We start from the raw sequence: 24,573 nt of genomic DNA on the forward strand, positions 1-24,573 counted from the left end.
AATTTAGCCATGCAACCATACGTTGTATGGCTAAATTACTTTAAAACTAGAGTAAGATACGAAGTCTTTCATTAGATAGACTCGCAGTCGCAGGAGTGATAAGTAGTGAAAAAGTTCAAATGGAGCATCTTGTTGTTTATTATTTTAGCTCTTGTACTATCAACAGGGGTCTCCTATTTAGCATTAAATCAAAATGTTAAGAAAGCTAATGAGAATACTACACCAAAAATGACAGTTGCGTTGGTAAATGAAGATCAGGGCACTGTATTTGAGGGCAATAAAATAGCGTTTGGAGATCAATTTGTTAAAAATGTAAATAAAAATACGAAACAAGAATGGTACGTAGTTAGTCGCGGGGTAGCAGAAAATGGATTGAAAAATAATAATTACAATATGATGATTGTTATTCCAAATGATTTTTCTAGGAAAGCAGTTGCGATTGATTCAGAGATTCCGGAGAAATTAACGTTAAACTACAAAGTAAATGCAACTGGGAATAAGGATTTGAAAGCTGAGGCAGAAAATACAGCTTCTGTTATTTTAGAAGATTTCAATAAGCAAATAATCGACGTTTATTTTGCGAGTATTATCGGTAAGCTACAAGGTGCGCAAGATAATATAGGTAAAATAATTGAAAAAGGAAACGTTCAAACAACTATGTATAAAAAAGATATACATAGTCCGTTAGCGAATTACACAAATCAATTTAAAACAGTACAAGATTATACAGGTGTTTCTGTTAATAGTTTCAAAGGATTTCAGGATGTTTTAAAAGGTTTCGGTCAAGCGTTAGATGAAGGGAATAAATCAAACAGTACGTACTTAGATGGTTTTAATAACTTTCAAAAAATGCAAACTGATAACAATTTGTTAGCGAATAATTTCACAAATCAATTCAATCAATATATGAATGATATGAATACAGGCGATGCTTTAAAGCAATTAAGTGCATTGGAATCCGCTAATAAAATTATTTCAAATCAATTTACGTTTTCAGAGAAAGAACCGAATATTTTAACTGATGCTGCAGCGATTCAAAAATATTTAGCAGATGTAAAAAAACAAGTGTCTGAATATGATACAGAACTTGCAGGGAAGTTAGAAAGTGATATTCAAGAGACGGTAATTAAGAAGTTAAAGCAATCAATGTCGAATGATGGAAAGCAAGAAATCTTCATAAATACATTAATGAAACAACCAGATGCTCGAATAAAGAAACAAATCGAGAATTTAATTGCGAAATTACCTAGTTTAAACATGGAAGAAATCGGTCAAAGTGATTTGCCAGATACAACGAAATTACAACTGCAAAATGTAATTCAATTTACACAAAAATATAATAAAGAAAATAATTTTTATTATGATCCTGTAAATAAAATATCTTTAGGAAACGCAATTAAAGAAGTAAAGGATAGACTTTATACAGAGGGAATTACATTTAGTGATACTGCAAAAGTAATTAAAATGGAATCTCCGCAAATTTTGAAGATAAAGATTCCAGAAGAATTTAAACTAGATGGAAGTACAGGATTCTTACATATTGATGATGTGGATCGTACAAGTGACTTTCTTCAAAGCGAAGCAGGAGAAATTACAATAGCTCCTCGTAATGAAGGGGATATAAAGATTAGCTTGGATGTGAAGTTAAAAGATCCAAACATCAATATAGATGTTTTCTCTCCTGTAACATGGCAGTGGGAATTGAGCGGGACTCATAAAAAAGAAACTAGTCCTGAAAAAGAAGAACCTAATAAAGAGGATAAAGGAACACAAACTGAAAATAGCAAGGTGGAAAATGTGGTTCATAAATCACAGTATGGCATAATGCCGTTGGTACACAGTGCTAAAAACCCTATTATTAAAAAAATGGAAAACACAACAGGGAAAGATAACGGAACCGGAGGAAACCCAGGAGGCGGAACGGGAACAGATAACGGAACTGGAGGAAACCCAGGAGGCGGAACGGGGAAAGATAACGGAACCGGAGGAAACTCAGGAGGCGGAACGGGAACAGACAACGGAACCGGAGGAAACCCAGGAGGCGGAACGGGAACAGACAACGGAACCGGAGGAAACCCAGGAGGCGGAACGGGAACAGACAACGGGACCGGAGGAAACCCAGGAGGCGGAACGGGAACAGACAACGGGACCGGAGGAAACCCAGGAGGCGGAACGGGAACAGACAACGGAACCGGAGGAAACCCAGGAGGCGGAACGGGAACAGACAACGGGACCGGAGGAAATCCAGGAGGCGAAACGGGAACAGATAACGGGACCGGAGGAAATCCAGGAGGCGAAACGGGAACAGATAACGGTAAAGTTACTGAAAGTACAACGAATCAAGTTGTACATCAAAAAGCAGAAGTATTAACAAAAAATATATCTAGTGTATTAATAAAAGAAGCAGTAGATACAGTCGAAAGTTATCAAGGTTTAATGAGCCTTTACGAAATGTATTATGGGATTGATTTAAGAACGAAAGATGTAGGTCCTAAGTTAGAAGAGGGAAGTTTAGATGCAATTGCGACGGACCAATCTTTGTACTACGTATTAAATAAACAAAGCTTAATTGATTTAATTTCAAATCTTGTTTCATCAAGTATTACTACAGAAATAAAGCAAGATATGTCAGGTTTAAAACAAAAAATAAACTCTTATCAACAATCTATTACTAGTGCGGATCAAAATTCTATGCTACTAGCGGAGAAATTAAATGGAACGACGCAACAAGCAACTAGTATGAATGAAAATTTAGGAGAGTATTTAAAAGGTTTAGCGAAATGGCGTGAGAATAGCTTAAAACTAGTTGAAGAGCAGCAAGTATTAACAGCAAATCATGCTGGTGAGCAAACAGCTGTTTTATCGTTAGATTCTGGTATTAAATCATTAATGATGCAAAGTCAGTCATTGGTCGAAAGTTCGAAACATAGTTTAGCAACTTCAGACGATGTATATAAAACATTTGATCAAATCAATGGACAAGCAAAAGAAATTCAAGACAGCGGAACGACAATTGTTTCAAAAGCTGATTTATTATTAAACGACTTTACGAAGAAAATGGAAGATGATAAATCATTCTCCAAAAACTTTACGAAAATTTTAGCGAATAGTCGTATTGGAGATCGTCAAAATGAAATGCTATATGACTTTTTAGCTAGTCCAGTTCAAAAGCAAAATGATGGAGTAATTGTAGCAGGTAATGCTTTTACACCGTACTTAATTGTATTAACTTGTTTCATTGTTGCATTATTTACAGCATACGCAATTGCGAATCAAGAAAAGAAACGAATGCAATCAGATCATTTTGAAGAGAAATTCTCATTAATTGATATGAATGTACCAACTACAGTAGTAGCTTTCGGTATATCAATTGTGGAAGGGATTAGTATAGGTATCATTTCTGGGCGTCTTTTAAAGTTCGGTCAGGATCAAAGTTTACTATGGATTGCGTTCATCACATTTATTATGATGGCGTTTGTATTGGTCTCAACCTACTTATTACGACAAATAAAAATGGTAGGTATGTTTATACTATTAGTATTTTTAAGCATGTACCTATTTTTAACTGAGGCAGTTGGAAGTAAAGTAGATCAAATGTCCTCTGTCGGAAAGATACGTCAATTCTCACCGCTTCAGTATATAGAAAGTTTTCTAAATGATTTTATTAGTGGTAAAGATACTGGGAAAGTTATTTTTGTCGTATTGTTTGTAATTGCCATTATTGGATTGGTTAGTAATCTATTTGTATGGCATAAGAAATGGGAGGAAAAAGAAGTAAATGATCAAACAATGGAGCATAGTGGCTAAGTTATCATTTCTCTCTATCCTTTTACTGTTTGTCGCGCTACCGATAAGGAGCGCGGCTGACAGTTATCTTGGTGATGATGGGAAGATTAAGTTTAAAGTGGATCGACTTGAAGAAAGCGACCAAGAAAAAAATAAAAAGGAACATAAGGAAACAGAATTAGATAAAGCATCGATTGAGTTATTTAACAAAGATATAGAAGAAGAAATTGAGAAAAAGAAAAAGAAAGAACAAAAAGATATGGAAGCTTTGCGAGATTCTCTTTTTACAAAACAAAAAGAGAATAATAGTGTTAAAGATACGAAAAATAGTTTGTTTAGCAGTGAATACATTGTCAGAAAAAGTGCAGATGAAGTAGCGAGTAATGAAACAATGAATGAAGAGCCAATTAGTATAACAATAATATTATTATTTGGCGGCGGCATTCTATTTATTTGCATCGGTATTTATACGGTTCTTCGTAAAAGTTGGAGGTAAAGTGATGGCAATACAAACACATATCAATGTGACAGTAGATTTTAGTAAATGGAATGGAAATACATATGATTTGCGTATTCCGAATCATCAATCTATTAAATATTTATTAAAAAACTTATTAGATACGCTAAAGATTGATAATCATGAAGGTTCACATTTTGTAATTAAAGTGAAAAATAAGTCAATTGTTTTAACAGATAATGATCGTTTAATTGATCACCAAATAACAGATGGAGATATTTTGCAAGTTTTATAAAGAATATTTTTTACTTTTAGTTATTTGAAAATAAGTTATTACGGGTTATAAAGAAAAGGAGAAGAGGATAAACATGACGGAAAAAATAATTCAAATTGATGCAATGAACTATCAATTTCAAATAGAAAAAGAAAATTGGAAATTGGAGATGACCAAATCTCAAACACGTATAAAAGACTTCCGTCAATTCGATATAATTACGGGCGAATCATCTGAATTTGTACCATTAACAATAGAAGAAACGGATGATATGTTTACGTTTCTATATCAAGTAGATAAAAAATTATATAAGTGGGACGATCTTAGCCGTTTTGGAAGAAATGAGAAATTAAGACTACTTCGGAATGTTGCGCAGTTTCGTAAATATTTAAATAAACGAATCACGTTCTTTTTACATCCAGACAATATAGTTTTTAATGCTAATTTAATACCAAGTATTATACATAGAGGAATTCGAGATATTGTTCCGCCAACCCCATTATTAGAAGAGCAATTTTTAACACAATATAAGTGTCTAATTATTGCTTTATTCTCCCAAAAACATAACTTTGATGATTTGTATGCTGGGTTACTAAAAGATGCAAAAGAAACAACATTTGAACAGACCGTTGCTCAAATGGAAAGCTTAGATGCATTACTGCAGTTTCTTGATGACAGCTTTGAGAAGGAACAAACAAAAACAGAAAAAAATATGCAGTTAGTACCTAAAAAAAGCTATAAATCATTTAAATACTTAGCTTTTTCCTTCATAGCGGCGACAGTTATTTTAGCTGCTCCTTTAATATATTTCACTTTTATAAAATTTCCTTATCAAAATAAATTGTTAGAAGCAAATGCAAGTTTCATAGCAACTGATTATGACAAAGTCATTACGCAATTGAATGAAGAGGAGTTTGAATCATTACCGATTGCATCTAAATATGAGTTAGCATTTGCATATATTACAGCTGAAAAACTAGGTGAAGCTCAAAAGAAATCGATTATGAAAAACATTAGTTTGAAAAGTGATGAAAAGTATTTGCTGTATTGGATGTATAACGGAAAAGGTAATTTTGATAAATCATTAGATTTAGCTAAGACACTTGATGATCCTCAGCTTATTATGTACGGCCTTGTTAAACAAATTGAATCACTGAAAAATAATCCAGATTTATCAGGGGAAGAACGTGATCAAAAGTTAAAAACATATGAGCAACAATTAGATGAATATAAAAAGAAATATGGCAATTCATCAAACGATAAAAATTTGTCGGACACAGAGAAAAAAGAGTAAGCACTTGATGAGACAGTTGAAAAGGAGCAGTGAACACGGATGGAGCAACTATTAGTATTGACTTATGGAGACAAAATATATAAGTGCACATTACATCCAAATGAGCAATCAATAGTGTCGATTGGAAAAGAGTGGACAAACGATATTACGAATCCAAGTTTAGAACAAGAAGTAGAGTTAAAGTGGAATAATGAAGTAAATGCTTGGATGGTACAGGATCAATTAATAGAATTCAATAAGGAAATTGAGATTGGGAAAACAAGAGATGTGAGCTTGAAAATCTTTATATCTATTGTTGGCACAACTAAAGTGTTTGATATCGGAACGAAACATTCTCTTACAGTGAGTCAAAACGATTACGATGATATTTCTATTACCGGGACTAGTGTAGATTTAATGCTATCTCGCGAAACGTTGTACGATTCTTTTAAAGTGAACGTGTATGGCGGGGATGTATTTCATAATTATACGAAGTTAAAAGATAGCGTTATGTTGGAATCAGGAGACGTATTATATTTTGATGGTATTTTATTGGAGATTGGTAGTGAAGACATTCAAGTACTTTCTTCAGAAGATAAAGTGAAATCTGAGTTACCTATTTTAGTAGAATCAGAAACGAATTATCAAAGTGGTTATCCAGACTATCATCGTTCACCACGTATTATTTACCGTGAACCAGAAGAGAAAATGACAATTGCAAAGCCTTCAAGTATGCCATCAAAACCAACGGAGCATTTAGCAAGAATCATTGCACCTTCACTTGTCATGATTGTCGTAACTGTATTACTTGCTATTTTCATGAAATATGGAATGTTTATTATCGCATCGATTGCGATGACATTAGTAACAATCATTGTTTCTGTCACATCGTATATAAAAAATTTAAAGCAATATAAAGTCGATATTGTTGAACGAGATAAAAGCTATAGAGAGTATATAAAACAAAAAACGAAAGATTTACATGCAGAAAGTGAAAAACAGCGTCACGCATTACATTATCACAATCCAAATGTAGAAGTAATACGTAATATGGCAGTTCAAGTAAATCCTCGAATTTATGAAAAAACAATGTTACATCATGATTTCTTAACATTTAGCGTTGGAACAGGACAAGCTAATACGAGTTTTGAAATTCAATTTAATGAAGAAGAATTTAGTCAAACGAAAGATGAATTAATTGATATAGCACGTGAACTAAGACAGCGTTATCTATCGTTGGAAGATGTACCAGTTGTAACAGATTTAATGAATGGACCAGTCGGTTATATTGGTCAACGCTCTTTAGTGTTAGAGCAATTACAATTATTAGTTGCACAAACGGCTTTATTCCATAGTTATTATGACTTGCAGTTTATTACTATTTTTCCGGAAGAAGAAAAAGAAAAATGGGATTGGATGCGCTGGTTACCTCATGGAAGTGTTCGCGATATAAATGTACGTGGATTTGTATACCATGATCGTAGCCGTGATCAAGTGTTAAATAGTTTGTATCAAATATTGAAAGAACGAAAATTAAAACTAGATGAAAAAAGTTCTACTAATGAAAAAATGTACTTTGCACCGCACTATGTCGTTCTCATTACAGATGAAAAACTAATATTAGACCATGTTGTTATGGAATTCTTTAATGATGATCCGAGTCAATTAGGTGTATCACTTGTATTTGTACAAGATGTTATGCAAAGTTTACCGGAGCATGTGAAAACGGTAATAGATATAAGAGATGCAAAACAAGGGAACATCATCTTAGAGCAAGGAGAACTTGTTAACCGTCAATTTAAACTAAATCATGTGCCAAAAGGATTCAATTTAGAAGATATTTCACGGGCATTAGCACCATTAAATCATTTGCAAAACTTAAAAAATAGTATTCCAGAAAGCGTAACATTTTTAGAAATGTACGGCGTTGAAAAAGTAAAAGAACTGAATATCACAAGTCGTTGGGAGAAAAATGCAGCGCATAAATCTTTAGCTGTACCACTTGGATTACGTGGGAAAGAAGATATCGTAAACTTAAACTTACACGAAAAAGCACACGGACCACACGGATTAATAGCAGGTACAACAGGTTCAGGTAAATCGGAAATTATACAATCGTATATTTTATCTCTAGCAGTCAATTTCCACCCGTACGAAGTAGCCTTTTTACTAATTGACTATAAAGGCGGCGGAATGGCGAATTTATTCAAAAACTTACCGCATTTATTAGGAACAATTACGAACTTAGATGGAGCACAAAGTATGAGAGCGCTCGCATCAATTAAAGCTGAATTGCAAAAAAGACAACGATTATTTGGTGAAAATGATGTAAACCATATTAATCAGTATCAAAAACTGTATAAAGAAGGCTTAGTAAGTGAGCCGATGCCGCATCTATTTTTAATTAGTGATGAATTCGCGGAACTGAAGTCAGAACAACCAGAATTTATGAAAGAGTTAGTTTCAACAGCGCGTATCGGTCGTTCGCTCGGAATCCATTTAATATTAGCTACGCAAAAACCGAGTGGTGTTGTAGATGATCAAATTTGGAGTAACTCGAAATTCAAATTAGCATTAAAAGTTCAAAATACGTCAGATAGTAATGAAATTTTAAAAACACCAGATGCTGCTGAAATTACATTACCAGGACGTGCTTACTTACAAGTTGGGAATAATGAAATTTATGAACTATTCCAATCAGCCTGGAGCGGAGCAGACTATGTAGAAAACAAAGAGGATAAAGAACATTTAGACGCAACAATCTATGCAATAAATGATCTAGGACAATATGAAATATTAAGTGAAGATTTAAGTGGCCTTGGTAGCAGTAAAGAAGTAATAAGCGTACCATCTGAACTGGATGCTGTTATTGACTACATTCACGATTACGCAGAAATAAATGAAATTGAAGCGTTAGCAAGACCGTGGTTACCACCACTTCCAGAAAGCGTATATTTACAAGACTTACATGCTATTCAGTTCAAAGAAGCATGGACGAAAGAAAAGAAACCATTACAAGCAACAGTTGGTCTACTAGATCAGCCAGAATTACAATCACAAACACCATTAACACTAGATATTAGTAAAGACGGACACGTAGCGGTCTTCTCAAGTCCAGGCTACGGAAAATCCACATTCTTACAATCAGTCATTATGGATGTAGCTCGTCAGCATAGTCCGGAGCATTTGCATGTGTATTTAGTGGACCTTGGAACAAATGGTCTTCTACCTTTGAAAGGATTACCTCATGTAGCGGATACGATTACGATTGATGAATCTGAAAAATGTTTAAAGTTTGTTGAAAGATTAACTCAAGAAATGAAAAATCGTAAACGATTATTAAGTGAATATGACGTTGCAAATATTGAAATGTATGAAAAGGCAAGCGGGAAAGAAATACCACATATTATTATTGCAATCGACAATTATGATGCAGTAAAAGAAGCGAAGTTCTATGAAAGCTTTGAAATGCTAATTATGCAAATTGTCCGAGATGGTGCAAGTTTAGGAATTCATACCTTAATTAGTGCAGGGCGACAAAATGCACTTAGAATTCAATTGTACAATAATATTAAAATCCAAACTTGCCTATATATGATTGATCAAAGTGAAGTAGCTAGTATTGTAGGGAGATCTGATATAAAAGTGGAAGAAACAGCAGGAAGAGCGTTAATAAAACTAGAATCTCCTACATTATTCCAGGTTGCACTACCTACGAAAGCAGAAGATGAATTACAGCAAATTCAATTATTACAACAAGAAGCAAATGATATGGATCGAGAATGGGATGGAGAACGTCCGAAGGCAATTCCAATGATGCCAGAAGTGATTGATATTGCTACTTATCGTAAAAATAAAGACGTTACAAAAGCTCTACAAGCAGCAAGAATTCCAATGGGGCTTGATTTTGCAAACGTAGAAGTTGTAGCTCATGATATTGCAGTGAATGATCATTTAATGATTTATAGTGTAGATGATAGTATGAGAAAACAAATTGTATCTAGCATCCTATCTCAATTGAATAAAGATTATTTTGAAAGTGTGACGTTGGTGGATACAGCAGAGTATAGTTTCGTTCAATATAAAGACGATGTGACGCACTACATTGTAGACGAAAATGAAATCAATATGCATGCGAAGTATTGGATGGAAGTAATTCGTGAACGAGCTCTTGAATTAGCACAAGCAAGACAAGAAGGTAGAGAAATTCCTGCATTCACAAAACAACTCATTATCATGACAAATGTTGAAGAGTTTAGTAAATTTGTTTATTTAGAAATGGAGGATGCAGCGACTTTAATTGATTTATCTCGTACAGTAGGTATTTACTTTGTATTAGCAGGTCACCACGACTACATGGACCGAAATCGTGAAGCTCTACCTATGAAAATGAGAAGTAAACTAACAGCAGCAATTATCGCAATGCCATTAAATGATCAAAGTATCTTCAACATAAAATATATAAGCAACGAAGCACCATTAGGTAAAGATGAAGTGTATTACTATCAAAAAGGGAACATAATGAAACTAAAAATGCCTAGAGTAACTAACGAGGTGACAGTATGAAATTAAAGAAGAAAGCTAAGGTGATGATAGTCGTGTCAATAGTGGCAAGTTTATTAAGTGGATGTGGTTTTGGAGAAAAGCAAATAGATTATAAGCCATTTGTCAAAGCTTTGGATGAAGGTGACATGAGAAAGGTTATGTCTGCGAGTGATGATGGGTATGCGTATGTGAAGGAACGGGTTATTGATTTTACGACAGAAAAAAATGGTGATGACAGAATTCATAATACACTATATCAAACTACTGAAGGTATATATAATTTGAAAGAAAAATTGTTATATGGAATAACGTCTCAAAAAATAACAAGTAAAACAAAAGATATAAAGGATAGGCATAAGGATATTAATTATAAAGAAGAAGAAAAATATAATACCAACTTTATGTATAAAAACGGAAAACTTCAAGGTTCGGATTCAAATTTAGATATTTCTCCTGTGAAATTGATATTTAATAGATTACAAGGTGTAGGGAATTTAAAACTGAAAGCAGATGGTAATAGAAAAAAATTTAATGAACCAAATTCAGTTGGATTTACTTTAACAGAAGCACAATTTCAAGAAATAATTAATGATAAATTAAAATTGCAATATAATAAATTTGAAAATGCATCAATTGTACTTAACTTTAACGATTCAATAGACAATGAAAAACACCCAATGCAAATAACAGAATTAACAATTTCAATTGACTATGAGAAGAAAAATGATGAAGGTAAAATGTTAACGCATAGTCAACAAATATATGTTTATTTTAGTAGTAAAAAAGATAACAATCAGGAAGCTAAGAAAGAGTTTGTAAATTATGAAAAACAATATAAAAATAAGTAATTAAATGGGAAGGTGAAGTGGTTTGACGAAAGGTGTGGAAAAGACAGAAAATTATAGATTGACTTCGGATTGGGGGAAATTGAAACTAGCAGGAGAAGATATATATAGTTTCAATAACAGCGAAGAGCCATATAATAAAACAGGAGAAAACGGCAGGGAATTAAACATAAATACTTTAGAAGAAAAATTTGGTGCAACACTTATAGAAGTTGAAGTGGATAAAGATACAGGATTTGCAGCTTATGCCTTTAAGGATAATAAAACAGGAGAAGTTGTTATTTCGTATGTTGGAACGGAAGCTGGAAAAGACAATAATAGTGATGTAGTAGTGGATGCGGAGATAGGTGGTCATAATTTAACCAATGCAAATAAATTAGTGTTTAATGATTGGGAACATGAGTTAGAAGTAAAACAATATGATCAAGGAGAGGCATTTTACGAAAAAGTGAAACAATATGCTGATGGTAAAACCATTAGTATAACAGGACATTCTTTGGGCGGAGGTATTGCAAATACAGTAGCATTAAGGCATCAAGAAGACGATATTGATGTTTTGGCGCTAAATCCAGCACCAGTTTTAAATCGAGATGTAGATAAGTTTGGTAATGGCTTTGATATGAAAAATGTTCGGAATATCATTAATCAGAATGATCCACTACATATTGGGATAAAGGCAGCAGACTTCACACTTCCGGGAAGAATGTATAAAATTCCGAATCAAGCTGGTCACTCATATGCTTTTACAGTGAAGGATTATGATGAGAATGGACATCTAATATGGATTGATAAACTAGCAAGTGATAATGATACAGGGTGGGATATTATTCCGGGGATTCTGGAGCTTTCCCAATCTACTGGTGCAATATATACAGGAACTATAAATGACGTATTTCATAGAAAAGTTTCTATCCAGGAAGAAAAAATAGCTGGAAATGCAATTAATTTGATACTAAGCGTAACGCCAATTTCTACTATTTTAGGTGGGATATTATGGTACTCGGACGTTATGCAAGGTAGCAAGGAGCTTGAAAAGCTAAAAGATATAGTTCAAGAAGGTTTTTCAAGATTAAATACAAAGTATGAAGGGCTAAAATCCCAAATTACAGCAGAAGCAATCCAATTTAGTATAATGGCTACAGTTGAAATAAAAGGAGCGGTAGATATCGCTGTAGAATGGATTGAAACAACTTTAGCGAAATGTAAGGAAAAAGTTTTAGAAGTATTAGAGTCTGTATTTAATACTGCTATAAATTTTTTAGCTGGAAGTGTTGTAGTATATTTAGCTACAAGTGAAATTTTAGATATTGCAAAAGAAGTTGCAGCTTCTTACGTGCAAGATTTACTAGATTTGTTTAAAGGAGATTTTGTAGTTGATACAAATGTAGCTGCAATTGTATCTGAACATATATTAAGTCATCGTCACTCATTGTTAAATCTCTTTATGAATGATAACAGTAGGGGGATAAACCGTTCTTTATTAGGTGAAATTGCTAAAGATGTGAAGGAGTTATCGAAAGATTTAAAACAATTAAACGACGATGTTTCAGAAGCGGTATTTTCTATGTTTGCAAAAGACGAAGAATTAGGAGCAGTTTCATATTATTAAAACTCCAAGTTTATAAATTTAAAAGAGAGGGGTATGAAGGTGGATTTACATACGATAATGTCAAGAGTTCATAGTACATTTCCAGCTAGTGGTGGACGAGAACAAATTATAAACGTTGTAGTGCAATTGGAAAAAGCAGCTGCATCTTTAACGGGAGATATTAGAAGGTTAGAGAGTAGTATTGATAGCACATTACAAGGAAAAACACGTGAGGCATTTATTGATCGTATCCGTCAATTAGAGAAAAAAAGACAAAAAATAGAAGAGAAAATTAGCGTACTAAAAGGGACAGTGAATTAATATGAAAGACTATATGGATAAAGTATTACCTTTAGGCAGTGTTGTAAGATTGGGTCTTAAAGAAGAGGAAGATGCGGAGTATGTAATTACTACGAGAGGTTTATTACTTGATGAAAACACATTCTATGATTATGGCGGAGTGTTGCATCCAGTGGGTTTAACCGAAGAGACGTATAAATTATTTAACCACACGGATATTGCAGAGGTTAAATTTGAAGGGTATCGAAATAAAATTGAAGGTCAATTCGCAGCTAAGTTTAAAATGTGGCGGAATGAGTTTGTTGAAAAAGTAATTGAAAAAATAAAAAGCAACAACAAGCACAAGAGTTAGAAATAAAGGGAAAAAAATAAATTTAAAAGGAAATAAGCTTTCCTCTTCCAAAATGGAAAGAGGAAAGCTTATTTTGATTGAATAAGGGTGTCAGTATGAAGTTAAAGAAGAAAGCTAAGATGATGATAGTACTGTCAATAGTAGCAAGTTTATTAAGTGGATGTGGTTTTGGAGAGACAAAGATAGAGTATGAGAGATTAGTAGAGGCATTGGATGAAGGGGACATGAAGACAGTTATGTCTGCGAGTGATGATGGCTATGCGTATGTGAAAGAAGAGGTTAGGGATAGCACTTTTATTGAGGATAATAATAAGCAAATAGGAGTAGTTTATCAAACAACGCAAGGTATTTATAGTATTAAAGATAATATTCTTTTTGGTGAGGCACAAAAGAAAGTCAATACTCCAGTTGAGGATGAAAAACATAGTGACAACCCACAATATAAAGAAGAAGTTGTATTCAAGTCAGATATAAGATACGAAAATGGACAGCTAGAAGCTTCAAATCGAGGGGGAGATATGTCTAATATAAAATTAATGCTCAATAGAGTGCAAGGAATAAAAGAATTGAAACCAAATGTGAATAAAAAAAGCTTCAGCCAACCAGCTACGATAAGCTATAATTTATCAGAAACTCAATTTAAAGAGCTATTTAATGGGAATTTAGGATTAGAGTATGAGAAGTTTAGTTATGCAACACTACTAATTGAATTTAATTCTGCTAAGGATACAAAGGAAAATCCGATGGAAATAACAGAGATAACAATTTCGATAGGCTATAAACAAAGAAATGAAGAAAATAATATGATTAGGCATGATCAAGAAATAACAACATATTTACATAATAAAGAAGAAAATAATCGGAAATCAAAAAAAGATTACTTACAATATGAAAAGAAATTTAAAGAAAGCCATTAATATATAAGGGGGAGAATATGGTGAACGAGGAAGATTATAAATTAAGTAGTGATGTAGGAAAATTAAGATTATCGGCAAGAGATATTTATGATTATAATGGACAAGAAAAAAATATAATAATTCTGATCCAATAATAAATAAACAGAAGTTACAAGACAACTTTAATGCTAATCTTATAGTTTCTGATGATATTCATTCAGTGACTGGATTTGGGGCATATGCTTTAGAGGAAAGAAACACGCATGAAATTTTCATTGTATACGTTGGAAACCAACCGAGCCAAATAGGCTATTTAGCAACCGATGGAGCAATTTGGCTGCATAATTTAACTAATTCACCTATATTGGGATCATTAGCGGAATTTCAGTATAGTCAAGCAGAAAAATTTTATGAAAAAGTCAAGGCGAGTAATAAAGGAAAGAAGATAACTTTACTAGGGCACTCTTTAGGTGGCGGAGCAGCGAATACAGTTGCATTAAGACATCAAGAAGATAATATAAACGTATTAGCTTTAAATCCTGCGCCTGTTTTAAATAAGGATGTGGTTAAGTACGTATACGGGACCAATATGAAGAATTGCCGCAGTCTTATAAATGAATATGGTCCTTTGGATGGCGCCATTAAAGCCACAGATTTTGTAATATCTGGACAGGTTTATAAAATGGAAAATGGGGATATTTCGGTATTTTTATAGTTAGGAAAAAGTTATTCTAAAAGGAGTAAGTTGGGTGAATCATAGACGCAAGAAAAAGAAACCGAAACAAATAAGAAAAGAAGCTGTTCAGATAAAACCGATAGTAGAAGAAAAACCACTAAAGAAGAGTAGCAAAAAGTTAGTTGATATTCTTCTAGGTATTCTTCTTTTCCCAATTTTTATATGGGCTGTCTTGGAAGGTTCTACAACACAAGTAAGCAAAGGGAAGACTTTCCTTATTATCGTTTTCTTTCTCTTAATTGCAATAGGGTTATCTATGATAGGAAACAAATAAGGGGGAGTGCAGATGTTTAAGAAGAAGGAGAAAAAAAACATTTACGTTAGATTGGTAAACACACAAGGGGAAATCATTCGAGAGTTTAATTGTACAGAAAAAGACTTGCGAAAAGTAAAAGAAAATGGTACTGAAATTCGTTTGGTTGGAGATAACTCATATGAGATGGTAGCAACCGATGAACAACTAGAAAAACTAGCAAGAGCTGAAGCAGAAATCGAAGCGGAAATTAAGGCATGGGAAGATGCTTTAAATGAGAGTTTGGATGAACGGGAAGAAAGAGAAGCGAGACAGAAGGAATTGAAAGAAAAGAATAAATGGAGTACAAAGAAGAAAGTAATCGTATTTGGACTGATATTCTTTGTATTTATTGGATTACCTATTATCGAAGGGTATCAAAATAGTAAACTAGTTGAAGAAGGTACATCATTACATGCAGAAATTGTAGGTAGGCATGTAGAGAAGGAATTCATGTTTACACACCCCACACTAGTAGTTGAGGTAGATGGTAAAAAGCATAATGTATGGGTAAGTGAAGAGACATATAACGGAGCAGAGTGGTTAGGTAGACTAAAAATCATCAAAACAAAAGATGGTAAAGTTGAGAAAGACCCTAGATATGAGGGTGAAGACTTAATTACGAGTTATTAAGCAGTATGTTTTTAGTATTCGCTTCTCTCAAATTAAATAACATTATTATTTGCAAAAATCGAATCCATTAAAATAAAAAACAAATTTTAAATAACTGTAATAACCTCCTAGCATATTGTTGATGGGAGGTTATCACCTTTCTGAAGATAAAATTAAAGAGCTATATTATCTCGATACAATTGTGATGACAGTAATGTTTTTACTAAGTGAGTGCAGTTTCGGGGAAACAAAAATAGAGTATGAGGGATATGCTTAAGTGAAAGAGAGAAGAATATTTAGAGCTTTTGAGGAGAAAGAAGGCTATTTGAACTATCAAAAGCATTCTGATTATGTACGGTAATTATACATAAAAGATTATCTAAATTTAGTTACACAAAGATGAATGTACTTAAAAAGTTAGATTACATTAGTATATGTAGGTTTCTTATTTATAGGAGCAGTGATTGTTCATATTGTGACAACGATTGATACGTTTAATCAGGCAAGTGAAGGTGCATTTAGCATGAATGAAAGATCCGCTTCCTTTTTTAGTAAAACAAAAGAAACTATGATGAAAGGGGCTTTAATATACGCATTAATCCTACTTATTTTGATTTATTTTCATAATGATTATACGTTTGATACTTTTATTGGATATGTAATAGGTACTGTTTTACTATATACAGTAGCCGTTGGTGCAGCAGAATTCCAGCTATTGGTGTACTGTAGATTCAAATTTAAATCATTTAATATGACTTGGGAAGAAAATGAGAGAATGCGTGGGAGAACTCGAAAACAAAATAAAAAATTCAAAACGAAAAGTAAATAAGGGTGAAATAGAATTTAAGTGTATGAGAATTATTTAAACTATATAGAAGGTGAAAAAACTGAATGTGGAATATAAGAGAAGAAGATATGGGTCTTTTTGAAATTGAAAATAGAAATCGATTAAGTCCGGATTATATAAGAATCTTTTATGTAGGAGTTTTTGCATATACTTCTATACCCATGCTTATTATGTTTTTAATTTTTTTGCTGAATGGTGATAAGATTTCTTTAACTCCTTTTGAGAAGATGGTTGTACAAACTGAAGTGAAATTGTATATTTTGGAGTTCGTTTTTTTAATGTTATTCATGTCTAAAAAAATTGCTTTTAAATTACAGAAACTCCAAACCATTGTGACTGTATTTTATTCTTTTCAGTTAGCAACATTACCATTTATGGCTATGGTGGTGGAAGAAATCTTTGATTTTCCATGTGATAATAAAACACTGGTTTATGTTGGTTTAATACTATTAGGTGCAATCTGTATGCACATTGTGGCAACGATTGATGTTTTTAGAAAAGCAAAGCATGGGGGATATAAATTGGAAGGAAAGGCTGTCTCGTTTTTTACTAATACGAAATTATATTTATTGATTGGAATGACAATCATTGTAATAGTTCTACTTGTATTTATTTTTTTAAACCTTAATTATGCATTTGATGAAATGGCAATTTATGTGATACAAACAATAATATTATATACATTTGCTGTAGTATCAGCAGAATTCGTCCTGTTAGTGTATTGTCGCTTCAAATTCCCATCATTTAATATTACGTGGGAACAACATGAAAAGGAACGCCAAGAATTTATAGCAAATAGAAAAAGAATAAGAGAGAAAGAACAAAAGCGAAACAAAAACTGAAATGAAAGTTGTAAATGATACTTGTAAACTTATATTGAAGATAGAATGAATACATTATTCATAAATTAACTAGTAAAGGGAGGAATGTAATATCTTGAATAAAGATTCTAAAGCTGTAAAAAAAGAAAAAGGTTTATTTGAAAGTGTAATAGCACCTATTATTGTGGGGAGTATGTTTATCTTTTTAATTCTATATAAAATAGCAGAGTTTCTGGGGAAGTGGCTCATTATTTTGTCAATACCGAGCTATATTGTTACTATGTTTATTTTTTTATACCAGAAAGAATATGGAGGTGTATTGGTTTGTGGAATAGGCTTAATACTAATGCTATCGCTGTATTTTGTGTTTGTTAAAAAAAGTAAAAAAGGCTAGTTTAATATGAAATACCAAAAACACTTATTTACTCTTAGTTTGTCTACAAAAATAGAGTTATTACATGATTTTAGAAAAGATGGTGTAATTATATATGGAATATAAAAGAAGAAGATTTAAATGAATTTAAAAGTACTTGCAAGAATCGCTTAAGTCCCGATTGGGCGACAGGATTTATGTTTGGAACGATGTTTTTTATTTCTTTAATAATGTTTTTTCTTATTGGAGGGTTAATAAGGTTTGGTTGGAGTTATTACCCGACTCTCTTTGATAAAATAATTGTTAGCCTTGAGTTAGTGCTTTATAGTCTTCAAGTAATTTTTTTTATTATTTATTTGTTTCCTAAGATGCCATTTAAATTTTAGAAACTACAAACACTCGTGGTACTATTATATGCGTTTCAGCTAGGCACTATAACATTTACAATGTTGATAATTCCAGGAGCGTCAAATTATTCAATTGATCAAGTTACATTAATGTATGTCGGGTTATTATTTTTAGGTGCAGTCATTTTACATATTTTAGCGACTATTGATACTTTTAGACAGGCAAGTAAAGGGGCATTTAATACGGGAGAAGAGTCCTCTTCATTTTTTAGTAAAACAAAGAGGACTGCAATTAAGTGTGCTCTAATTTATGTGTTAACTCTTCTCATTTTAATTTATGTGCATAATGATTATACACAAAATATTTTAGGATTGTATGCGGGAGGAACTCTAATCATGTACGCGGTAGCCATAGGTGCAGCAGAGTTCCAATTATTAGCCTATTGTAGATTTAAATTTCCATCATTTTATATTTCATGGGAGGAACACGAAAGGGAACGTCAGAAAAGACTAAAGCTTTATGAAGAGAAGGAAAAAAGAAAACTAAAGAAATAAAATAAGTTTTGGTTTCTGAAAATTCGAATAGAATATATAAGCAATTAAGGATTGTATATAAATCAATGCTATTAAAAATTAAAGTATCTTCAATATAATCTGTATGAGTTAATAAATACCGGTAAGTAAAGGTGAACTATATTACTATCAAAATGGGAATGTAATGAACCTAAAAATGCCTAGAGAAATCAGCGGGGTGTCAGTATGAAGTTAAAGAAGAAAGCTAGGATGATGATAGTTCTGTTAATAGTATCAAGTTTATTAAGTGGATGTGGTTTTGGGGAGACGAAGATAGAGTATGAGCCATTTGTCAAAGCTTTGGATGAAGGTGACATGAAAACGGTTATGTCTGCGAGTGATGATGGATATGCGTATGTGAAACAAAGAGGTATATATAGTACATATGAGCAAAAGGAAGATGGAGAGCACAGTAAAACAATCTATCAAACTTCGAAAGGCATATATAATACGAAAGATAAAAGTTTATATGGAAATACAACACAAGAAATTACCTCGGAAGTAGATAATAAAAATTATAAAGAAGAAGTTAATTATAGTACAAATATTATGTATAAAAATGAAAAGGTGCAAAGTCCGGATTCAAATCTAGATGTTTCATACGTGAACTTAATTGTAGATCGTTTAAAAGGAATAGGGAAACTAAAGATGAAGCCCAAAGGTGATATAAAAAAGTTTGATCAACCTAGTACTGTTGGATACAAATTAACTGAATCAGATTTTCAGAGCATTATTAATGATAACTTGAAAATACAATATGATGAATATGGTGGTGGATCAATCGCATTGCATATAGATTCTAAAAATGGCTTAGAGCAGATATTACAAGTAAGTATCGTAATGAATTATAAGAAGAGAAATGATGAAGGCAAGTTAGTAAAATATATATCACAGATACACACATATTTTGATAGTCAGCAAGGTAATAATCAGGATGCGAGACAGGAATATATTGATTTTAAAGTAAAGTATAATAAGAAGCAGTAATATTAAGAAGGGCATTTGCACGTAAAGATAATAGTGACATAAGTGAGATAAATCTTTCATAAATATTTCTATTTGTAGCGGAAAGAATTTGAGAATAAACAGGTAGCCTCAATTGCTGGAGTAGATGCAACAATTGGGGCGTTTATCTGTCTAAATTTAGTTTGAATGCATACCATTTTTTAGTTAGAGTCCTCGCTCCTCAAGTAGTTTCTTCATAACAACGGTGTGAAGTTTTTGTGTAATCGGCTTTTATTGCTAAGTTACAACTATTTCCTCTTATAGAGTACTTCTTATTATCGATACATCGTCCACATTCCAATGTCTTTAAATCCTAGTCGTTTATAAATTCGTCCAGCAGCTGGATTGTTATAAAATAAACAAAGTGTTCGGTCTTCTTTCATAAAGTCTTGGATCATTTTTTGTAATATGAGTGAAGCGTAACCATTTCCGCGATAATTCGGGTGTGTACATACACCAACTACCATAGCGGATAATGAATTTTCAGCGGAAGTAGAGGCGGATGCGAGACCTGATGAGGTTTTATCTATGAGTGACCACTCTTTTGGTTATTCGTTTAGGAAAATTATAGAGGTTACAGACTTGTGAGTCAATAACTATCAGAGGTAAATTATTCAGGGACACTTGTGAGGTAGACATTCCAAGAAGGATGATAGGAAAACCTTGAGAGCGAATAGAATAACTATTTATGAGAACTAAGGGGGGAAACGAAATGTTTGGCCTATTTAAAAAGAAAGAAAAGAAACGTAAGTTTAAGCTAGGTGTTCACTTTGAAGTTAACGGTCAAGAGTTTATCTGTGTAGGCGCAAACGCTAGCTCTGTAGAGGTGGCAATCATTCAGAGGGCTAAATTGGTTTACGCTAAGAATGTGCTAGATGGTCGTACTCATGGGATTAATCCTAGATGGGTAGCAAGCTATACTCGTATTAAGTATTATGAGGACGATAAAACTTGGGAAGTAATCTAATAGAAGAATTGATGATGACGAAAAGCAAAACCTCCCCCTCGATGCGGAGCCTGTGAGCATATACACAAACAGAGCTATGGCGGTGAACTATCTCCCGAAAGTGTCCGAACTCTAGAGGGCGAAAGTCACTACCTCGAAAGTAAATCCTCTCGAAAGTGAGTGCATACAATCGTGCATACTCCTGAGTCATAACCCTATGAGTACGGCGTTCCTTGTGTATATCCATACAGGCCTTACTCACAGTTACCATGCAGATAATTATGCAGGATATACCCTAGTAGGTACAATGAGAGCAGGTGGCTCTAGGGCTGTAGCTTATTTGTCTGTCTCACAGGTTACTTCTTATAATCAGTGTTATGTTAACAAGCACCACACTACCCTGTGCTTACTCAGTGTACACAGTAGAGATCGCCTGATTAGTCTACTGCATGTGCCACTCATCGTATGGTACACGAGAAATTACCTGTGAGGACGACAACGCTCGGGTGATACTAATTAGACTACCTCTGTGGTTGTGGCTCGTTAGGAGGCTGTGTGGTGCCTGTGAGGGCATCTTGTGAGCTCGACTATGAGCTGGCTGGCTCTAGGGGTACCCCAAAAAGAGGAAGGCAGGGGGGCATATGTACGACGATACTGAATCTATGTAGTAGAATATATACTAATCAGCGCTCTCCTAACTGATCTCCGTTACTATATGCCTCCTAGACGCTTCCTCACAGGTTCCATACCTACAGACATTGCCTATCGAGTTTATTCTCAACAGTTGCCAGCTCCTATAGCCAATTTATTTAAAATATTTCCGTCTATTAGGGCCGAACTACAGAGGCAGGATACTTCTTGGACATACACCTATTAGTCACTATCATGTAGATAACTAGGAGTAAGCCTATTAGATTATTCGGTCTCATGTTTAATTATTACAAATACTTATGAGGAAGACTATAGAGAAGTACTAGCTGGTAAACCAGCAGTTATAGCTCTATAGAATACTCTAATAGATATCCTTCTCTAGGTTATGTATTTAAGATCTTAAATATTAAAGAACTGTATGAGATAGCATCTCTAGAGTTAAAGCTTTAAAGGTATTTCTTTCTCGTTATCGAGATAGGTAAATCTTTAAAGTAATTCTCTAGAGTATCTTCCTCGTTAGTTCTTTTTTTCTTTTCTAACGGAGTTATTACTAATTAGTTATTCTCTAGAGTTACTCCTCTTTAGACCTTTTAATTATTTCTTTCTTCTAGAGCTAGGACTATTAGTTTAACTCTCTAGGTTTACTCTCTAGGGTACTTCTCTTTAGCACATATACACATAGAGCTAGATTGCTTTTTCGATTTCCCCTTCAGGGGGTCAAACCCTTGTGGCTCTAGGGACGAGAGCCTCTGAGACCGCATTATTCCGTTGTTTTTTTTAGCAGAGTATCATTTTTGAACACTTTAGGATTGCCACGAGAGCAGCGCTTAAATGGTGAAAAGTTAAATAAATAAAGATTTTATACATATATCTTGTGTCTTATTTTGAAACGTAATAAAATTATAAGTAGAGGAAGAACAACTAATAATCGTATCACAAAGATATCTATCTAGTCAAGTGTAAATTAAAAGGGGTTGGGGAACTAATGAGAAACTGGGAGAATTTCATTAATTGGAGAAACGAATTAGGATTAAAAGGATTGGCTACAGAGTTTGAATATAATGAGTTTATTAATCAAGTAGGGGAATCACCTGAGGCGGATATCATTAAGAATGAATTTACAGAGCTAGAAAACCAATTTGCCGATCTCATGGTTAAACCTAAAGTACAGGAAACTTTTGAAGCAATACGTAATAACATAGCTAGTGGACAAGCTATTACATTCACCGAGATAGCCGAACTCACAGGTAATTCATTAATAACTGTTAAAAGACACGTATCTGAGTTAGACGATAAAGGATTACTCAATGTTAAACGAACTAGTCACACTAATAAGTATTACTTCGGTAATATCAACCTAAATAGAGAATATATTGACTTCTCAGATATAGCCAAAATGGAGTCAGACAATAAAGGCGTTGCAACATTAGGGACTAGCTCTGATAGTGAAGCTATGAATAGGACTATCTTGTTTTTCAATAGAGAGCTAGGAAAAGATTGTGTGAATCCTAACAAGAAACTTATAGATGAATTCTTAGGAGGTATAGCTATATGAGCCAACAAGCATACATTAACGGGTTAATTAACGAGATAGCAGGTCATTACGATTACGATATATCTGATGAGGGTAAACGAGATAAACTCCATTGGGACTTTATGAAGGCTGTTAAAATGAAGTACATCAAACTAGATTCACCTAATTATGTTGTTCGTGAGGGTTCAGCGAAAGAAGTATGTTTCCAATTAATCGGACTCGTAGGAGACGATGGAGACCGCCAAATAGCAAACGAGGTAGGTATAGATTATTCACGCTTCAGAGATTGGCTGGGCAGTCACAATAGGAGGCTGGCTCGTAAGGATCTAGATAGATTAATTGAATACATTGAGCAACCAATTGGAGAAATAATACCACGTGAGGACGACGGAAAGTTAAACCTATCAGAGGAAATAATCAATCATTTATTATCCTAGAGGAGGCAAACTAAATGATATACACTCCAGAGTTCACCCTAGAGCTGTTAGCCGAGATGAAATACTTCAATAAGTCTATCACAGAGGCTGGGCTATTCAGAGAACGACCTCGTTTGTATAACGCCATTAAATGCTATTTTGAAAGCCTAGAGGACGCAATCTCCAAGGTACAACCTATACCAGTGCAGACTTACAATTGGACTATTAAGGAGGAATGCTAATGAGCAGAATCAAATGGAGTAAGGAATTAATCATTGAGAAGATCCAGGAGTTAGAATCTCAAGGGGTTAACTTTGGAGGCGGATCTATACAGAAGACTAATCGCGCTCTCTATAGTGCTGGCTGTAGACTCTTTGGCAACTGGTCTAGTGCTTGCGAGGAAGCAGGCGTATTAGTGCCAGCTAATCCTAAAGTAACTACAGCAGAAGTACTCAAAGTGTTTAACCCACCTCAGGAGGAACAAGTGAGTCAGCCTGGTAAAGTATATGAAGATTTTAGAATAATAACTCCAGAGTACGAAGAACACACGAGAAAGCTAACGTGGAAACTAATAGGAGTACTCGGATTAGCATCAGATCCATTCAGGGCTGTACCTGAGAAGGTAGGAGTTAACGTGAAAGTCTTCAGTGATTGGTTAAGAGGAAGCGGAAAAATGGGTTACGATGACATGATTACAATAGGTAAATACCTGAGAGAGCTAGCCTAATGGGGTTGGTTCTCTTTTTGATATACACTTGTATATACAAGTCATGCAACTGTTACTATATATATGTAGGAAGTTAATTAGCTAGGTTGCTAATTTATATATGAAGCAATTAATTAGGTATTCTCATGAGGTAGCTGATTCGTGGTTTCTGAGGGGTCTCCTGTTTCGGCTATCTCATGAGGGTTCCTTCCCTCCTTCCATGTGTGATTTCATTGTTCATTCTAGCTGACTCTTGCGGAACGGAAAACCCTTGAGTCGGCACCCCTTAGTTACATTGCCTGTAGAGTGTCATTCTCCCTCAAGTATCACCACCACTGATTGCTAAGGAGCTGGCAAACTACAGGGAGTGTAACTCCAAATAATCTCTTGATTGTAAC

18 protein-coding genes and 6 pseudogenes are annotated in these 24,573 nt (G+C 33.8%); 23 read left to right on the plus strand and 1 reads right to left on the minus strand.

Annotation, left to right across the window (positions count from 1 at the left end):
- The first annotated feature begins 105 nt into the window (after nucleotides 1-105).
- The 19 genes and pseudogenes from esaA (at nucleotide 106) to ACTFRM_RS06550 (ending at nucleotide 19,904) form a co-directional block, all read left to right on the plus strand.
- Nucleotides 106-3,807 carry a type VII secretion protein EsaA gene (esaA, locus tag ACTFRM_RS06460; RefSeq protein WP_168403614.1) on the plus strand — a complete coding sequence of 1,234 codons (3,702 nt, stop codon included), beginning with the start codon at nucleotides 106-108 and terminating at the stop codon, nucleotides 3,805-3,807.
- On the plus strand, nucleotides 3,779-4,282 hold the full coding sequence (gene essA / locus ACTFRM_RS06465) for a type VII secretion protein EssA (protein ID WP_000595656.1): 504 nt from the start codon (nucleotides 3,779-3,781) through the stop codon (nucleotides 4,280-4,282). Before esaA ends, essA begins: the two co-directional genes overlap by 29 nt.
- A gap of 4 nt (nucleotides 4,283-4,286) precedes the next feature.
- A complete protein-coding gene (locus ACTFRM_RS06470) occupies nucleotides 4,287-4,538 on the plus strand; it encodes an EsaB/YukD family protein (RefSeq protein ID WP_001007571.1) in 252 nt (83 codons plus the stop codon).
- 73 nt (nucleotides 4,539-4,611) lie between these two features.
- On the plus strand, nucleotides 4,612-5,811 hold the full coding sequence (gene essB, locus ACTFRM_RS06475) for a type VII secretion protein EssB (RefSeq protein ID WP_000136611.1): 1,200 nt from the start codon (nucleotides 4,612-4,614) through the stop codon (nucleotides 5,809-5,811).
- 39 nt (nucleotides 5,812-5,850) lie between these two features.
- Nucleotides 5,851-6,132, plus strand: a pseudogene (locus tag ACTFRM_RS06480) (FtsK/SpoIIIE N-terminal domain-containing protein); the annotation flags it as partial.
- A pseudogene (essC, locus tag ACTFRM_RS06485) lies at nucleotides 6,127-10,356 on the plus strand (type VII secretion protein EssC); the annotation flags it as partial. The pseudogenes ACTFRM_RS06480 and essC, both read left to right, overlap by 6 nt.
- Nucleotides 10,353-11,183: a DUF3952 domain-containing protein gene (locus ACTFRM_RS06490; protein WP_000768472.1), complete on the plus strand. Its 831-nt coding sequence runs from the start codon at nucleotides 10,353-10,355 to the stop codon at nucleotides 11,181-11,183. The pseudogene essC and the gene ACTFRM_RS06490, both read left to right, overlap by 4 nt.
- A gap of 22 nt (nucleotides 11,184-11,205) precedes the next feature.
- Nucleotides 11,206-12,789, plus strand: a complete 1,584-nt coding sequence (locus ACTFRM_RS06495; RefSeq protein ID WP_000160313.1) for a lipase family protein — start codon at nucleotides 11,206-11,208, stop codon at nucleotides 12,787-12,789.
- 39 nt (nucleotides 12,790-12,828) lie between these two features.
- A complete protein-coding gene (locus ACTFRM_RS06500; RefSeq protein WP_000363098.1) occupies nucleotides 12,829-13,089 on the plus strand; it encodes a hypothetical protein in 261 nt (86 codons plus the stop codon).
- A gap of 1 nt (nucleotide 13,090) precedes the next feature.
- Nucleotides 13,091-13,420 (plus strand): DUF4176 domain-containing protein, encoded by a 330-nt coding sequence (locus ACTFRM_RS06505; RefSeq protein WP_142341481.1) that lies wholly within the window; start codon nucleotides 13,091-13,093, stop codon nucleotides 13,418-13,420.
- A gap of 95 nt (nucleotides 13,421-13,515) precedes the next feature.
- Complete coding sequence (locus ACTFRM_RS06510; protein WP_000768463.1) at nucleotides 13,516-14,337, plus strand: DUF3952 domain-containing protein; 822 nt, start codon at nucleotides 13,516-13,518, stop codon at nucleotides 14,335-14,337.
- 17 nt (nucleotides 14,338-14,354) lie between these two features.
- Nucleotides 14,355-15,028 (plus strand): annotated as a pseudogene (locus tag ACTFRM_RS06515) (lipase family protein); the annotation flags it as partial.
- Between the two features lie 37 nt (nucleotides 15,029-15,065).
- The gene (locus ACTFRM_RS06520) at nucleotides 15,066-15,326 is read left to right on the plus strand and encodes a hypothetical protein (RefSeq protein ID WP_001016543.1); all 261 of its coding nucleotides are present in this window, start codon (nucleotides 15,066-15,068) and stop codon (nucleotides 15,324-15,326) included.
- A 12-nt stretch (nucleotides 15,327-15,338) separates the two neighbouring features.
- The gene (locus ACTFRM_RS06525) at nucleotides 15,339-15,977 is read left to right on the plus strand and encodes a hypothetical protein (RefSeq protein WP_048519319.1); all 639 of its coding nucleotides are present in this window, start codon (nucleotides 15,339-15,341) and stop codon (nucleotides 15,975-15,977) included.
- Nucleotides 15,978-16,377: 400 nt separating this feature from the next.
- Nucleotides 16,378-16,785 (plus strand): annotated as a pseudogene (locus ACTFRM_RS06530) (hypothetical protein); the annotation flags it as partial.
- Between the two features lie 62 nt (nucleotides 16,786-16,847).
- Nucleotides 16,848-17,645 carry a hypothetical protein gene (locus ACTFRM_RS06535; protein ID WP_063220156.1) on the plus strand — a complete coding sequence of 266 codons (798 nt, stop codon included), beginning with the start codon at nucleotides 16,848-16,850 and terminating at the stop codon, nucleotides 17,643-17,645.
- A 94-nt stretch (nucleotides 17,646-17,739) separates the two neighbouring features.
- A complete protein-coding gene (locus ACTFRM_RS06540) occupies nucleotides 17,740-18,018 on the plus strand; it encodes a hypothetical protein (RefSeq protein WP_001030798.1) in 279 nt (92 codons plus the stop codon).
- Nucleotides 18,019-18,110: 92 nt separating this feature from the next.
- A pseudogene (locus tag ACTFRM_RS06545) lies at nucleotides 18,111-18,899 on the plus strand (hypothetical protein).
- 204 nt (nucleotides 18,900-19,103) lie between these two features.
- A complete protein-coding gene (locus ACTFRM_RS06550; protein ID WP_000768483.1) occupies nucleotides 19,104-19,904 on the plus strand; it encodes a DUF3952 domain-containing protein in 801 nt (266 codons plus the stop codon).
- 293 nt (nucleotides 19,905-20,197) lie between these two features.
- Here ACTFRM_RS06550 and ACTFRM_RS06555 read toward each other — a convergent pair.
- A pseudogene (locus ACTFRM_RS06555) lies at nucleotides 20,198-20,428 on the minus strand (GNAT family N-acetyltransferase); the annotation flags it as partial.
- Between the two features lie 206 nt (nucleotides 20,429-20,634).
- Here ACTFRM_RS06555 and ACTFRM_RS06560 point away from each other — a divergent pair.
- The 4 genes from ACTFRM_RS06560 (at nucleotide 20,635) to ACTFRM_RS06575 (ending at nucleotide 24,196) form a co-directional block, all read left to right on the plus strand.
- Nucleotides 20,635-20,889: a hypothetical protein gene (locus ACTFRM_RS06560; protein ID WP_440043129.1), complete on the plus strand. Its 255-nt coding sequence runs from the start codon at nucleotides 20,635-20,637 to the stop codon at nucleotides 20,887-20,889.
- A 1,615-nt stretch (nucleotides 20,890-22,504) separates the two neighbouring features.
- Entirely contained in the window at nucleotides 22,505-23,074 is a 570-nt protein-coding gene (locus ACTFRM_RS06565; RefSeq protein WP_322375394.1) for a hypothetical protein, read from the plus strand.
- Between the two features lie 101 nt (nucleotides 23,075-23,175).
- Nucleotides 23,176-23,490 carry a hypothetical protein gene (locus ACTFRM_RS06570; protein ID WP_440043130.1) on the plus strand — a complete coding sequence of 105 codons (315 nt, stop codon included), beginning with the start codon at nucleotides 23,176-23,178 and terminating at the stop codon, nucleotides 23,488-23,490.
- A gap of 220 nt (nucleotides 23,491-23,710) precedes the next feature.
- A complete protein-coding gene (locus ACTFRM_RS06575) occupies nucleotides 23,711-24,196 on the plus strand; it encodes a hypothetical protein (RefSeq protein ID WP_322375398.1) in 486 nt (161 codons plus the stop codon).
- The last annotated feature ends 377 nt before the right edge of the window (nucleotides 24,197-24,573 follow it).

The organism is Bacillus cereus group sp. MYBK227-1, assembly GCF_051916325.1.
GTDB lineage: Bacteria > Bacillota > Bacilli > Bacillales > Bacillaceae_G > Bacillus_A > Bacillus_A cereus.